Origin of the sequence: Variovorax fucosicus (assembly GCF_030316825.1) — a bacterium.
GTDB lineage: Bacteria > Pseudomonadota > Gammaproteobacteria > Burkholderiales > Burkholderiaceae_C > Variovorax > Variovorax fucosicus.
The window spans coordinates 2076407-2089792 of sequence record NZ_JASZYU010000001.1; the positions used below are offsets into that span (position 1 = coordinate 2076407).

Annotated in this window: 9 protein-coding genes; 5 read left to right on the forward strand and 4 right to left on the reverse strand. The window is 67.4% G+C overall.

Translation table 11 applies throughout. The features are described 5' to 3' along the window. Positions 1 to 65 precede the first annotated feature (65 nt). Positions 66 to 1646, forward strand: a complete 1581-nt coding sequence (locus tag QTI05_RS09905; RefSeq protein ID WP_286624195.1) for an FAD-dependent oxidoreductase — start codon at positions 66 to 68, stop codon at positions 1644 to 1646. Here the strand turns inward: QTI05_RS09905 and QTI05_RS09910 are convergent. Then, positions 1637 to 2623, reverse strand: a complete 987-nt coding sequence (locus QTI05_RS09910; RefSeq protein ID WP_286624197.1) for a hypothetical protein — start codon at positions 2621 to 2623, stop codon at positions 1637 to 1639. The genes QTI05_RS09905 and QTI05_RS09910 overlap by 10 nt on opposite strands. Positions 2624 to 2634: 11 nt before the next feature. After that, positions 2635 to 4017, reverse strand: coding sequence for an aminopeptidase P N-terminal domain-containing protein (locus QTI05_RS09915; RefSeq protein ID WP_286540395.1), 1383 nt, complete (start codon positions 4015 to 4017; stop codon positions 2635 to 2637). Positions 4018 to 4151: 134 nt separating this feature from the next. Between QTI05_RS09915 and QTI05_RS09920 the strand changes: the two genes are divergently transcribed. Beyond that, positions 4152 to 6113 carry a hypothetical protein gene (locus QTI05_RS09920; RefSeq protein ID WP_286624199.1) on the forward strand — a complete coding sequence of 654 codons (1962 nt, stop codon included), beginning with the start codon at positions 4152 to 4154 and terminating at the stop codon, positions 6111 to 6113. A gap of 112 nt (positions 6114 to 6225) precedes the next feature. Then, the gene (locus tag QTI05_RS09925) at positions 6226 to 8955 is read left to right on the forward strand and encodes a hypothetical protein (protein WP_286624201.1); all 2730 of its coding nucleotides are present in this window, start codon (positions 6226 to 6228) and stop codon (positions 8953 to 8955) included. Here QTI05_RS09925 and QTI05_RS09930 read toward each other — a convergent pair. Both QTI05_RS09930 and QTI05_RS09935 read right to left on the reverse strand, forming a co-directional pair. Then, positions 8952 to 9686, reverse strand: coding sequence for a nucleotidyltransferase family protein (locus QTI05_RS09930; RefSeq protein WP_286624202.1), 735 nt, complete (start codon positions 9684 to 9686; stop codon positions 8952 to 8954). The two genes, QTI05_RS09925 and QTI05_RS09930, sit on opposite strands and share 4 nt — an antisense overlap. 11 nt (positions 9687 to 9697) lie before the next feature. Continuing rightward, entirely contained in the window at positions 9698 to 10087 is a 390-nt protein-coding gene (locus tag QTI05_RS09935; protein WP_286624203.1) for an S-adenosylmethionine decarboxylase family protein, read from the reverse strand. A gap of 108 nt (positions 10088 to 10195) precedes the next feature. On the opposite strand from QTI05_RS09935, the gene QTI05_RS09940 reads away from it, so the two are divergent. Both QTI05_RS09940 and gap read left to right on the forward strand, forming a co-directional pair. After that, positions 10196 to 12316: a transketolase family protein gene (locus tag QTI05_RS09940; protein ID WP_286540389.1), complete on the forward strand. Its 2121-nt coding sequence runs from the start codon at positions 10196 to 10198 to the stop codon at positions 12314 to 12316. Between the two features lie 33 nt (positions 12317 to 12349). Beyond that, positions 12350 to 13348 carry a type I glyceraldehyde-3-phosphate dehydrogenase gene (gap, locus tag QTI05_RS09945; protein WP_286540387.1) on the forward strand — a complete coding sequence of 333 codons (999 nt, stop codon included), beginning with the start codon at positions 12350 to 12352 and terminating at the stop codon, positions 13346 to 13348. The last annotated feature ends 38 nt before the right edge of the window (positions 13349 to 13386 follow it).

Consider the following 13386-nt stretch of genomic DNA (forward strand, 5'->3'; position numbering starts at 1 on the left):
ACCCCCTTGCAGGGGGCAACACCAGCAGCCCGGCAAAGCCGGTTCTGCGGTGTTCCCGGCATGGCATGAGACGGCGCGACTTTGTTGGCGCCACGGCGGGGGCATTCGCGCTGGGGGGCTGCAGCCCACCGGCGGCCGAGATCACGGGGGGCTTTACCGGCATCGATATCGCGCGCGGGCACGCGCTGCGCGATGGCGCGTTGCGCGCGAAGCCGCCGGCGCAGGTGCGCCGTACCCGCGCGGTGATCGCGGGTGGCGGTATTGCGGGGCTGGCAGCGGCGCGCGCGCTGCGCCAGTCCGGGGTCGAGGACTTCGTGCTGCTCGAACTCGAAGACACGGCCGGCGGCAACAGCCGCGGCGGTGTGGTGGGCGGCATCGCCTGCCCGCTCGGCGCGCACTACCTGCCGGTGCCGGGCGACGATGCGCCCGAAGTGCAGGATCTGCTGGAGGAATTCGGCCTGCGCCAGCGTGTGGCCGGACGCTGGCAGTACAACGAACGCCATCTGTGCCACAGCCCGCAGGAGCGCATTTTTTTCGAGGACGAATGGCACGAAGGCCTGCTGCCGGTGCAGGGTGTCGGTGCCACAGCGCTGGCGCAGTACCGCCTGTTCGGCCAGCGCATCGAGGCGTTGCAGGCTGCGGCGCGCTTCGTCATTCCCACTTTGCATGCGCCGCTCTCGCCCACGTTGCTGGCGCTCGACGCGGTGACGTTCGCGGACTGGCTCGATCGCGAAGGCTTCGACGAACCGCACCTGCGCTGGTATCTGGACTACTGCTGCCGCGACGACTACGGCGCCGATGCGGCGCATGTGTCGGCCTGGGCCGGCATCCACTATTTCGCGAGCCGTCACGGCTTTCATGCTCCGGGTGATGGCAGCGAGGAGCGCGATGCGGTCCTCACCTGGCCCGAGGGCAACGGCTGGCTGGCACGCCGGCTCGCACAGCCGCTCGGTGATCGACTCCGCTGCGGCCAGGTCGTCACGCGCATTGCCGAGACGCGCGAGGGGGTCGAGGTCGACGTGTTCGACGTGACGTCGAAGTCGCTGGTGCGCTGGCAGGCCGAGCGCTGCATCGTCGCGCTGCCGGTGTTCATCGCCGCGCGGGTGGTCGAGTCGCCGCCGCCGGCTTTGCGCAACGCGGCCGCACACGTGGCGTACGCGCCCTGGCTGGTCGCCAACGTGCACCTGCGCGCACCGCTGGCCGACCGCCCCGGCGCCGCGCCCAGCTGGGACAACGTGGTGTACGGCACGCGCGGCCTGGGCTATGTCGACGCGCGCCACCAGACGCTCGACCCGACCCCCGGCCCGACCGTGCTGACCTGGTACCGGCCGCTGGGCCCCAGTCGCCACGACACGGGCGACGGGCGCCGACTGCTGCTCGAGCGCCCCTGGAGCGGCTGGCGCGACGAACTGCTGGCCGAGCTGTCGCTGCCGCACGCCGATCTGCGCACGCAGGCGACGCGCATCGACATCACGCGCTACGGCCACGCGATGGCGATGCCGACACCCGGACTGCTGCGCCGGCTTGGCGCGCAGGCGCCATCTGTGGGGCGGCTTGCATTCGCGCACGCCGACTGGTCGGGCTATTCGATCTTCGAGGAAGCGTTCACGCGCGGGCACCTGGCCGGGCTTGCCGTTCAGCGCTGAACGGCTTGCGGGCGCAGCAATGCGTCGATGGCGGTGACGGACGCGGCGACCGAATGGCCCTGGTACCAGTCGAAGGCCGCGCGCGAGATGCGCTTCAGGTCGGCCGGCGCCGGGTCTGCGGCGGGCACCCCGTGCAGGTAGTTCGTGCCGCTCGCCAGGCCGTCGTAGGTTCCCGTGTTGCCCGACAGCAGCACCGGCACCAGCCCGTGCGCGCAATAGGCGCCGAACACGCTGCTCTTGGCCACGCAGTGCGGCGAGTAGGCCACCATGCCGAAGGTCGCCGAGCGCATCAGCGCATGGATGCGCTCCACCGGCAGTCGGCCGTGCAGCGTGACGCCTTGCGCCTGCAGCAAGGCCGCGATGTCGGCGTCGTGGATCGTCGAGCCGATATCGTGCAGCGCGACGCCGTTGGCGGTGGCCCATCGGAACAGCGGCTCACCTGCCTCGCGCCAGGTGGAGGCGCGCAGCGGCTCGCTGCCGAACACCAGCAGCGACTTGTCGCGCATAGGCGGCAGCTCGGCCAACTCGCCCACGCTCGAATAGATCGGCAGCCGCACATGCGGCACCCCGCCGGCCCGGGCCTGCAGCCAGTCGGTGGACACCTCGATGTTGGAGATCCAGCAGTCGGCATGCCTGGCCAGCTGCGTCGCGATGAAGCGCTGCACCGGCGACACCCAGAACACCGACGACAGCGGCGAGCTGCTCTGCGCATGGGTCTCGTGGAAGAACACGCCGAAGCGCTTCATGCGCGGCCGGTTGCGGCGCACCCAGGCCAGCAGGTGCAGCGGTGCACCGTAGCGGCCGTAGCCGTAGCCGCTGTAGTGCAGCAGCACGCTGTCGCCGTCTACGCCCATGTCCCGGGCCGGGTCGAACACCAGCGTGCGCGCGTCGCCGCCGAGCTGCGCGGTCATGGTGGCAACATAGTCCATCACCCCGCCCGACTGGTTGGGGATGATCATCGAGATGCGGTCGGACATGCGGCGCCGGCTCAGCGCATCAGCGCTTCGATCTCGTCCGCCTTCACCGGCACGCCGCGCGAAATGAGCTCGCAGCCGCTGGCCGTGACGATCGCGTCGTCCTCGATGCGGATGCCGATGTTGTGGAACTCCTCCGGCACGCCCTCGCCCGGCCGCACATAGATGCCGGGTTCGATGGTCAGCGCCATGCCGGGATGCAGGATGCGGCTGGGGCGGTTCTTGATGATCTCGTTCGACAACGGATCCTTGCGTTCGCTCACCTCGCCGACCTGCGTCGGCTCCACATAGCTGCCGCAGTCGTGCACGTCCATGCCGAGCCAGTGCCCGGTGCGGTGCATGTAGAACGGGAAGTAGGCACGCTGCTCGATCACGTCGTCGACACCGCCGACCTTGTCGGCGTCGAGCAGGCCCACGTCCAGCATGCCCTGCGCCAGCACGCGCACCGTCGCATCGTGCGGGTCGGTAAAGCGGGCACCGGCCCTGGTGGCCGCCACCGCCGCTTCCTGGCTGGCGAGCACCAGGTCGTACAGCACGCGCTGCGGGCCGCTGAACTTGCCGTTGGCCGGAAAGGTGCGCGTGATGTCGCTCGCGTAGCCGTCGAGCTCGCAGCCGGCGTCGATCAGCACCAGTTCCCCGGCGCGCACCGGTGCCGCATCGGCACGGTAGTGCAGCACGCAGGCATTGGCACCGGCCGCCACGATCGAGCCGTAGGCCGGGCACTGGGAGCCGCCGAGGCGGAATTCGTGCAGCAGTTCGGCGTCGAGGTGGTACTCGCGCACATCCTTGCCCTCGCGCAGCATGCGAGCGCTCACTTTCATTGCGCGGATGTGAGCGCGCGCGCTGATCTGTGCCGCGCGGCGCATCACGTCCTGCTCGTGCGCGTCCTTTACAAGCCGCATCTCGTCGAGCGGGCCGCACAGGTCGCGCTGCTCGTCGGGGCACAGCGCGCCGTAGCGCACGCGGGCCCGCACCGACGACAGCCAGCCGTCGATGCGCGACTCCAGCCCCTTGTGCGTGGCAAAGGGATACCAGACGGTGGCGCGGTTCTCGAGCAGCTTGGGCAGCTGGCTGTCGAGTTCGCCGGCCGCGAAAGCCTGGTCGACCCCGAGGGCTGCGGGCGCCGCCTCGGGGCCCAGGCGATAGCCGTCCCAGATCTCGCGTTCCAGGTCCTTCGGCGCACAAAACAACGTCGAATTTCCGTCGCCGGTCAGCACCAGCCAGGCGTTCGGCTCGGCAAAACCGGTGAGGTAGTAAAAGTAACTGTCGTGTCGATAAAGGAAGTCGCTGTCGCGGTTGCGGGCGCGTTCAGCCGCGGTCGGAATGACGGCGATTCCGTCGCGACCCAGTTGCGTGGCCAAGCGGGCGCGGCGATTTTCGTAGAGGGTTGAGGTCATCCCCGCACGATGCCACAGCTATGTAACAAGCGCTTGTTGCGTCGCAGCACATCCCGAAAGGATTTGAAAGAAACATTGCCCCAACGATAGTCATGCATGTAAAAACCGCACAAGTCAATCAGAGGATGAGCACATTGAAAGTCATAAACACGGCAATCCTGCCATGGGTTGCAGCGATAGCACTCGTGGGTTGTGGGGGTGGAGGCGGTGGTGGCGGTGGCGGCGGCTTCAGCGCGCTAGGGCTGGCCGGCACGACGGCGGCCACCGGGACGAGCACCGGAACCGGATCGACGGGCACGGGCGGCGTCGTCGCGGGCCCGGCGCAGCCGAACGACATCGCCGACACGTCGTTCACCATCTCCCCGGAATCCTACAAGGCCATGGCGCCGCAACTGAGCAAGGACGCGGGCATTGCCTACCGCTACGGCTCGGCGTCGACCGCCAGCGTCGGCACCGAGTATTTCAAGCGGGCGGACATCGAGTTCACCGCCGCGCAGCAGCCGCTCGCGGGCAATGGCACCCGCACGCACTGGCAGGTCGGCGGCCCTCCCACGGTCAGCGCGGATTGGTACTTCTCGATCATGGCGAACGCGGCCTTCGTCGCCGACAACCCGGCAACGAGTCCGGGCGTGTCGGTGTACCAGCAGCTTGCGGCGGGCAACAACGTGCTGTCGCAGCGGCCCGAGGTCAGCTGGATCTATCCGGAGGGCATCGTCGATCCGAACGCGGCCAACTTCAAGGCGCAGGGCCTGGCCGCCAACAACCCGGTGGCGATGGGTCGCTGCGCGGGCCGTCCCGGCTGGTGCGTGCAAGGCATCGTGGCCTACCAGAGCGGCCTGATCGCCAATGCGCGCGGCAGCAACAACGCGCTGAACCAGGTCACCACCCAGCTGGAAGCCGGCATGGTGCCCACGGGCGTGGCCGTCACCAACAGCGGCGAGTTTGCGCTGGTCACCGTGTGGGACAGCGTCAACGTGCGTGGCCGCGTGGCCGTCATCGCACTGGCGGGTCTGTGCAACAGCTGCACGCCGGCGCAGCCGGCCAAGGAAACCTTCTGGGGTGAATGGAACGCGACCTACCCGGGGCTGCAGAACCTGGGCAACTACGCGTTCATGAAGGTGGTGGGCTACATCGAGCTGCCCGACATGAAAGCGCCCACGGAGATCAGCGCCACCACCGGCGTGAACCCGTGGACCGGCTATGGCCAGACCACCGCCGACCGCGACAGCCTGAATCTGAGCACCGAGAGCAATCGCCAGAGCTTCATCAGTGGCGGCAACGTCAACGCGTATGCCAAGACCGGTGTGGCGGTGGTGATCTCGAAGTCCGAGCGCAAGGCCACGTTCATCGACCTGAAGCCGCTGTTCGCGTACTACAAGAAGATGTACTTCGGCACGCTGAGCGACTTCAACCAGACCAAGAACGTGGGGCAGGCTGCCAACCAGTGGCCGTTCACCTTCGCCAACACAGCCGAGCAGGTGCCCACGATCATCAAGACGGTGAGCCTGGCCAATGCACCCACGGCGGTGAAGGCCAGCCTGTGGAACACGCCGCGTGCGTGGATCGCTACGCAAGACGGCGTGCTGCACACCTTCGGCCTCGGCAACTACCTGTCGCCGACCGCGACCGGCACGGCCTCGGAAGTGGTCGAAACCGGCAGCTTCGGTGGCATCGGTGCAAATCCCACGGGCCTGACCTACTTCCGCAACACGGTGGGCAATGCCGGCAACGACATCAACAACAAGCTGATCGTCGTCTCGCGGGGCGAGCGCAAGGTCACCTGGGTGGATGTCAATAGCGGCGCGGTCGAACGCACGCTGCAGGACAAGAACCTGATCGACCCGATCACGGCGGACGACAACGAGGGCGGCGGCACCTATGCGCCGGTGATCTCGATCGCCGACTACAACGGCAAGGCAATCTCCAACTACCGCTATGGCGTGCTGTACCTGCACCCGGGCTTCGCGGCCTGCCAGCAGACTGCGGGAGGTTGCCCGACCATCAATGCCAGTGGCGGCGCCGCGCCGTTCGAGTTCGGCGGCAGCCTGGCTCTGCCCGGCAAGGCGTTCATGCTCGCCGGCAGCAACGTGCCCTGATCTTTCTCTCCCCTTCCTGACGATCCCGGCGCGCGCCGGAAGTCGTCGCGGGTGGTCGCATACGACCGCTGGCGACGGCGGTGTAGCGCTCAACCTTTTCATTGGTGAATACATGCATATTTTGAGAACCGTGACCTGCGTGGCTGCAGCGGCATTTTTGGCAAGTTGCGGGGGCGGCAGTTCCGGCTCCGGCCTTGGCTCTGGCAGCGGCCTTTCGCTGGGCGCAGAGAAAGCGGCGGACCCCTCCGCGACCACTGCAGCAGCAGCGCAGGACACCACTGCATCCGGCAAGCAGGACGCCGTCCTGCGCAAGGCGCTCGACGCAAGCTGGACACAGGTGGCCTCCGAGAACGAAACCTTCACGCTCGCGTCCGCCAAGGTCGTGCAGTACGGCTCGGATGCCGGCTGGGCCAGCAAGACGCTGTCGGGCACCGTCGAGTGCACCAATGCGGAGTTCGGAGATCCGGCGCCGATGACGATCAAGGGCTGTTTCGTGCAAACCGCTGCGGCACCGGCGCCAGCACCGGCTCCAGCGCCTGCCCCCGCGCCCGCACCGGCACCCGTAGCGGGTGCCCGCCTGGCGGGAGAGAACCAGAGCTTCACGGTCTCCAGCGCAACGCTCGTGCAATACGGCTCGGGTACCCGCTGGGTCACCAAGACGGTCACGGGCACGGCCACCTGCAGCAACGCCTTCTTTGGCAGCGATCCCGCGCCGCAGACGATCAAGGAATGCGATGTGGTGAGTGCCGCACCGGCGCCCGCGCCAGCCCCGGCTCCCGCTCCCGCCCCTGCGCCCGCACCGGCGCCTGCGCCCGCACCGGTCGCCGGCGCCAAGATCGCCGATGAAGGCCAGTCGTTCACGCTCGCTGCCGCGACGGTCGTGCAGTACGGCTCCGGCACCCGCATGGTCCAGCAGACCGTCTCTGGCACTGGCACCTGCAGCAACGCCTTCTTCGGCAGCGATCCGGCGCCGCAAACGCTGAAGGCGTGCTACACGGTCGGCGCCGCGCCGGCACCGGCCCCTGCGCCCGCTCCAGCGCCTGCACCGGCACCCGCGCCTGCACCCGCACCCAGCGCCGGCGATATCGTCGACTCGTCGCTCAATGTGATCCCCGCCTCCTACCGCGCCATGGCGCCGCTGTTGAGCAAGGACGCGGGCATTACCTACCGCTACGGTTCGCCGTCGACCGTCAGCGTCAGCACGCAGTACTACAAGCGGCCGGACAACGTGTTCACAAGATCCCAGCAACCACTCGCAGGCGATGGCACCCGCACCAGCTGGCAGGTCGGTGGCCCTGTCACGGACAGCGCGGATTGGTATTTCTCGGACATGGCGAACGCGGCCTTCGTCGCCGACAACCCGGCAACGAGCCCGGGCGTGTCGGTGTACCAGCAGCTTGCGGCGGGCAACAACGCGCTGTCGCAGAAGCCCGAGATCAGCTGGATCTATCCGGACGGCATCGTCGACCCGAACGCGGCCAACTTCAAGGCGCAGGGCCTGGCAGCCAACAACCCGGTCGCGATGGCTCGCTGCGCAGGCCGTCCCGGCTGGTGCGTGCAAGGCATCGTGGCCTACCAGAGCGGCCTGATCGCCAATGCGCGCGGCAGCAACAACGCGCTGAACCAGGTCACCACCCAACTGGACGCCGGCATGGTGCCCACGGGCGTGGCCGTCACCAACAGCGGCGAGTTTGCGCTGGTCACCGTGTGGGACACCGTCAACGTGCGCGGACGCGTGGCCGTCATCGCACTGGCGGGCCTGTGCAACAGCTGCACGCCGGCGCAGCCGACCAAGGAGACCTTCTGGGGTGAATGGAACGCGACCTACCCGGGGCTGCAGAACCTGGGCAACTACGCGTTCATGAAGGTGGTGGGCTACATCGAGCTGCCCGACATGAAGGCGCCCACGGAGATCAGCGCCACCACCGGCGTGAACCCGTGGACCGGCTATGGCCAGACCACCGCCGACCGCGACCACCTGAACCTGAGCACCGAGAGCAACCGCCAGAGCTTCATCAGCGGTGGCAACGTCAACGCGTATGCGAAGACCGGTGTGGCGGTGGTGATCTCGAAGTCCGAGCGCAAGGCCACGTTCATCGACCTGAAGCCGCTGTTCGCGTACTACAAGAAGATGTACTTCGGCGCGTTGAGCGACTTCAACCAGACCAAGAATGTGGGGCAGGCTGCCAACCAGTGGCCGTTCACCTTTGACAACACAGCCGAGCAGATGCCGAAGATCATCAAGACCGTCAGCTTCGGAAACTCGCCAACGGCGGTGAAGGCCACCTTGTGGAACACGCCGCGTGCGTGGATCGCCACGCAGGACGGCGTGCTGCACACCTTCGGGCTGGGCAACTACCTGTCGCCTACGGCGACCGGCACCCCCGCTGAAGTTTCTGAAACCGGCGTCATGGCGATCGGGCAGAACGTGACGGGCCTGACCTACTTCCGCAACACGGTGGGCAATGCCGGCAACGACATCAACAACAAGCTGATCGTCGTCTCACGGGGCGAGCGCAAGATCCAGTGGCTCGATGTCAACAGCGGCGCCATCGAGCGCACGCTGCAGGACAAGAACCTGATCGACCCGATCTCGGCGGATGACAACGAAGGCGGCGGCACCTTTGCGCCGGTGATCTCGATCGCCGACTACAGCGGCAAGGCGATCTCCAACTATCGTTATGGCGTGCTGTACCTGCACCCGGGCTTCACGGCCTGCCAGCAGACCAACGGCGGCTGCCCGACGATCAACGCCAGCGGTGGCGCGGCACCGTTCGAGTTCGGCGGCAGCCTGATGCTGCCGGGCAAGGCCTTCGGGGTCGCCGGTGCGAACGTGCCTTAAGGCATAGCAGTCGGCTCGTCCGGCACGGTGCGGTTCAACGCCGCCAGCCGTTCCGGCGTGCCGACGTCAGTCCAAGGGCCTGGGTAGCGTTCTGCGCTCACCAGGCCCTTTTTCATGGCCGCACGCAACAGCGGCGCCAGCGCAGCCCGGATGCCCTGCGGGTTGCCCGCGGCAATCTCGGTGTAGGGCGGTGCGAAGAGCGCCGCACGGTACAGGCCGATGGTCGAGAAGGTAAGTCGCTGCGGCGCATCGTCGAGCGCAAGCCCTTCGGGCGACAGCCCGAAATCGCCGCGCGGGTTGTGCGCGGGATTGGGCACCAGCCACAGGTGGGCCAGCATCCCGCTTGCCGCAAAGCGTGTAACGGCCTCTTGCGTGAAGCGAAAGTCGGGCGCGAACACATCGCCGGCCGCCACCCAGAAAACCTCGCCCAGCAACGGCAGCGCACGCACGATGCCGCCGGCGGTCTCGAGCGCGCCACCGAAGTCGCGGCCCTCGTGGGAGTATGAAATGGACAGTCCACCATGCCCCTCCAGCGTGTGCTGTGGGCCGAAATGGCTTGAAATCCGGTCGCCCAGCCAGGCGGTGTTGACCACCAGTTCGGTGAAGCCTCCGGCCGCCAGCGCCTCCATCGGCCACTGCATCAGCGGCTTGCCGCGCACCTCCAGCAGGGGCTTGGGCGTGACATCGGTCAGCGGCCGCATGCGCTCGCCCCGGCCTGCGGCGAGGATCATCGCCTTCGCCGTCACGCGTTCACCGCAGCAAGGCTGCCGCGCGCCAGCGCATGCCGCTCGGCATGGCCGGGCCGAAACAGCGCGAGCAGCGCCGACATCAGCGCGTGCGCCTTGGCCGAGTGGTCGCCGCCGAAATTGCAGACGTACACATCCAGCGTCACGGCGCGCTGCTCCGGCCAGGTATGGATGCAGAGGTGCGACTCGGCCAGCAGCACGGTGGCCGTGACGCCACCCGGGCCCTCGGGCGTGGCGGGAAAGGTGTGGAAGAGACGCCCCACGCCCTGCAGGCCGACCGCCTCGACCGCCTTGAGGCATGCCGCGCCGAGTGCTTCGGCATCGAGCAGCCAGTGCGGCTCGCACTGGCAGTCGTGAAGGTCGGCGGTGAGGTGCAGTCCATGCATGGGCGGCACTCTAGCAAAGGACAAACCGGGGGTCTGCGGAAGAAGCACCCCCTGCTCGCTAAAATCGCGGGTTCCCCCCAACCCCCTCCTCCTCGAAAGCCTTCCCAAATGGCCAACCAAGCCTTGATGGCCAACGCGATCCGCGCGCTGGCAATGGACGCCGTCCAACTCGCGAACTCCGGCCACCCGGGCGCGCCAATGGGCATGGCCGACATGGCAGTGGCGCTCTGGGGCGATCACCTGCAGTTCAATCCGGCCAACCCGCACTGGGCCAATCGCGACCGCTTCATCCTTTCGAACGGCCACGCGTCGATGCTGTTGTATGCGGTGCTGCATCTCACCGGCTACGAACTGCCCATCGACGAGCTCAAGCACTTCCGCCAACTGCACAGCAAGACCCCGGGCCACCCAGAAATCGACGTGACGCCGGGCGTCGAAACCACCACCGGCCCACTGGGCCAGGGCATCACCAACGCAGTCGGCTTCGCGCTGGCCGAGAAGCTGCTCGCGGCCGAGTTCAACCGCAAGGGCCACGAGATCGTCGACCACCACACCTACGCCTTCCTCGGCGACGGCTGCATGATGGAAGGCATCAGCCATGAAGCGGCCGGGCTGGCCGGTGCATGGCGGCTCGGCAAGCTGATCGCGCTGTACGACGACAACGGCATCAGCATCGATGGCCAGGTCAAGCCCTGGTTCATCGACAACACCAAGGAGCGCTTCGAGGCGCATGGCTGGAACGTGATCGGCCCGATCGACGGCAACGACGCGAAGGACGTGTCGAAGGCCATCGCCAAGGCCAAGAAGAGCGGCGAGAGCGACCAGCGCCCCACCTTGATCATCTGCCGGACGCAGATCGGCAAGGGCAGCCCGAACCGCGCCAACACCGCCAAGGCCCACGGCGAGCCGCTCGGTACCGAGGAAATCGCGCTCACGCGCAGCGCGCTGCAGTGGCCGTATGCGGCCTTCGAGATTCCGGCCGAGGTTTATGCCGACTGGGACGGCAAGGCCCGCGGCGCCAAGGAAGAAGCCGCCTGGAACGAGCGCTTCGCCGCGTACAGCGCCGCGTACCCCGAACTGGCCGCCGAGTTCACGCGCCGCATGAAGGGCGAGCTGCCGAAGGACTTCAACCAGATCGCGTTCGACGCCGTGGTGTCGGCCCACACCAAGGCCGAGACCGTGGCCTCGCGCAAGGCCTCGCAGATCGCGCTGGAGTTCTTCACCGCCGCGCTGCCCGAGATGCTGGGCGGCAGCGCCGACCTCACCGGCTCCAACCTCACCAACACCAAGAGCACCGCACCGCTGCGCTTCGACGCGAAGACCGGTGCCGTGGTGCTCGGCGCGCCGCACGAAACGGCCAAGCAGGGCGCAGAAGACGAAGCCAAGCCCGCCAGCAGCACCGACGACGCCGAGTCGCCGCACGGCGTGATCGGCCGCCACATCAACTACGGCGTGCGCGAGTTCGGCATGGCCGCGGTGATGAACGGCGTCGCGCTGCATGGCGGCTACATCCCCTATGGCGGCACCTTCCTCACGTTCAGCGACTACAGCCGCAATGCGATCCGCATGGCCGCGCTGATGAAGCACCGCGTGATCCACGTGTTCACGCACGACTCCATCGGCCTCGGCGAAGACGGCCCGACGCACCAGTCGATCGAACACGCCGCGTCGCTGCGCCTGGTTCCGAACCTCGACGTCTGGCGTCCGGGCGACACCGCCGAAACCGCAGTGGCCTGGGCCGTCGCGCTGCAGAACGCGCGCCGCCCGAGCGCACTGCTGCTGTCGCGCCAGAACCTCGCCTATTCGCCGAAGAAAGACCTGGCCGACATCAGCAAGGGTGCCTACGTGCTCAGCGAGCCGGCCGACATCGGCCTGAAGAAGAAGGCCAAGGCCGTGTTGATCGCGACCGGCTCCGAGGTGCAGCTCGCGCTCGCCGCGCAGAAGCTGCTGGCCGAAAAGAAGATCGCGGTGCGCGTCGTCTCCATGCCTTCCACCAGCGTGTTCGACCGCCAGAGCGCGGGCTACAAGAAGAGCGTGCTGCCGGCCGGCCTGCCCCGCATCGCGGTCGAAATGGGCGTGACCGACGGCTGGTGGAAATACGGCTGTGCGGCCGTGGTCGGCCTCGACACCTTCGGCGAATCGGCGCCTGCGTCGGCACTGTTCAAGCACTTCGGCTTCACGCCCGACAACGTGGCCGCCACCGTGCGCGCCGTGCTCGGCAAGAAGTAACCCAGTTTCATACAACCATCCAGGAGCAAATCAGTGGCTATCAAGATCGGTATCAACGGCTTCGGCCGTATCGGGCGCATGGTGTTTCGTGCGGCCGTGCAGAACTTCAAGGAAATCGAAGTGGTCGGCATCAACGACCTGCTCGAGCCCGAATACCTGGCCTACATGCTCCAGTACGACTCGGTGCATGGCCGGTTCAGGGGTGAAGTCGCGGTCGAGGGCAACACCCTCATCGTCAACGGCAAGAAGATCCGCCTCACGCAGGAACGCGACCCGGCCAACCTCAAGTGGAGCGACATCGGCGCCGACGTGGTGGTCGAGGCCACTGGTCTGTTCCTGACCAAGGAAACCGGCCAGAAGCACATCGATGCGGGTGCGAAGAAGGTCGTGATGTCGGCGCCCAGCAAGGACGACACGCCGATGTTCGTCTACGGCGTCAACGACAGCACCTACAAGGGCGAGGCCATCATCAGCAACGCCAGCTGCACCACCAACTGCCTGGCGCCCGTCGCCAAGGTGCTGCACGACAAGTGGGGCATCAAGCGCGGCCTGATGACGACCGTGCACGCCACCACCGCGACCCAGAAGACCGTCGACGGCCCGAGCAACAAGGACTGGCGCGGCGGCCGCGGCATCCTGGAAAACATCATCCCGTCGAGCACCGGCGCCGCCAAGGCCGTGGGCGTGGTGATCCCGTCGCTCAACAAGAAGCTCACCGGCATGAGCTTCCGCGTGCCGACCTCCGACGTGTCGGTGGTCGACCTCGTGGTCGAGCTCGAGAAGTCGGCAACCTACGCCGAAATCTGCGCCGAGATGAAGGCCCAGTCCGAAGGCGCGCTCAAGGGCGTGCTCGGCTACACCGAAGACAAGGTCGTCTCGACCGACTTCCGCGGCGAGCCCCGCACCTCGGTGTTCGACGCCGAAGCCGGCATCGCGCTGGACGGCACCTTCGTCAAGGTCGTGAGCTGGTACGACAACGAATGGGGCTACTCGAACAAGGTGCTCGAGATGGTGCGCGTGGTGGCGAAGTAACGCTCGCCCCCAGGCTGCGCGGCACTTCGTGTCCGCTT

Excerpts from the sequence above, each read along its gene's own strand:
- QTI05_RS09905 (WP_286624195.1), top strand. The coding sequence starts at position 66 with ATGAGACGGCGCGACTTTGTTGGCGCCACGGCGGGGGCATTCGCGCTG.
- QTI05_RS09910 (WP_286624197.1), bottom strand. The coding sequence starts at position 2,623 with ATGTCCGACCGCATCTCGATGATCATCCCCAACCAGTCGGGCGGGGTG.
- QTI05_RS09915 (WP_286540395.1), bottom strand. The coding sequence starts at position 4,017 with ATGACCTCAACCCTCTACGAAAATCGCCGCGCCCGCTTGGCCACGCAA.
- QTI05_RS09925 (WP_286624201.1), top strand. The coding sequence starts at position 6,226 with ATGCATATTTTGAGAACCGTGACCTGCGTGGCTGCAGCGGCATTTTTG.
- QTI05_RS09930 (WP_286624202.1), bottom strand. The coding sequence starts at position 9,686 with ATGATCCTCGCCGCAGGCCGGGGCGAGCGCATGCGGCCGCTGACCGAT.
- QTI05_RS09935 (WP_286624203.1), bottom strand. The coding sequence starts at position 10,087 with ATGCATGGACTGCACCTCACCGCCGACCTTCACGACTGCCAGTGCGAG.
- QTI05_RS09940 (WP_286540389.1), top strand. The coding sequence starts at position 10,196 with ATGGCCAACCAAGCCTTGATGGCCAACGCGATCCGCGCGCTGGCAATG.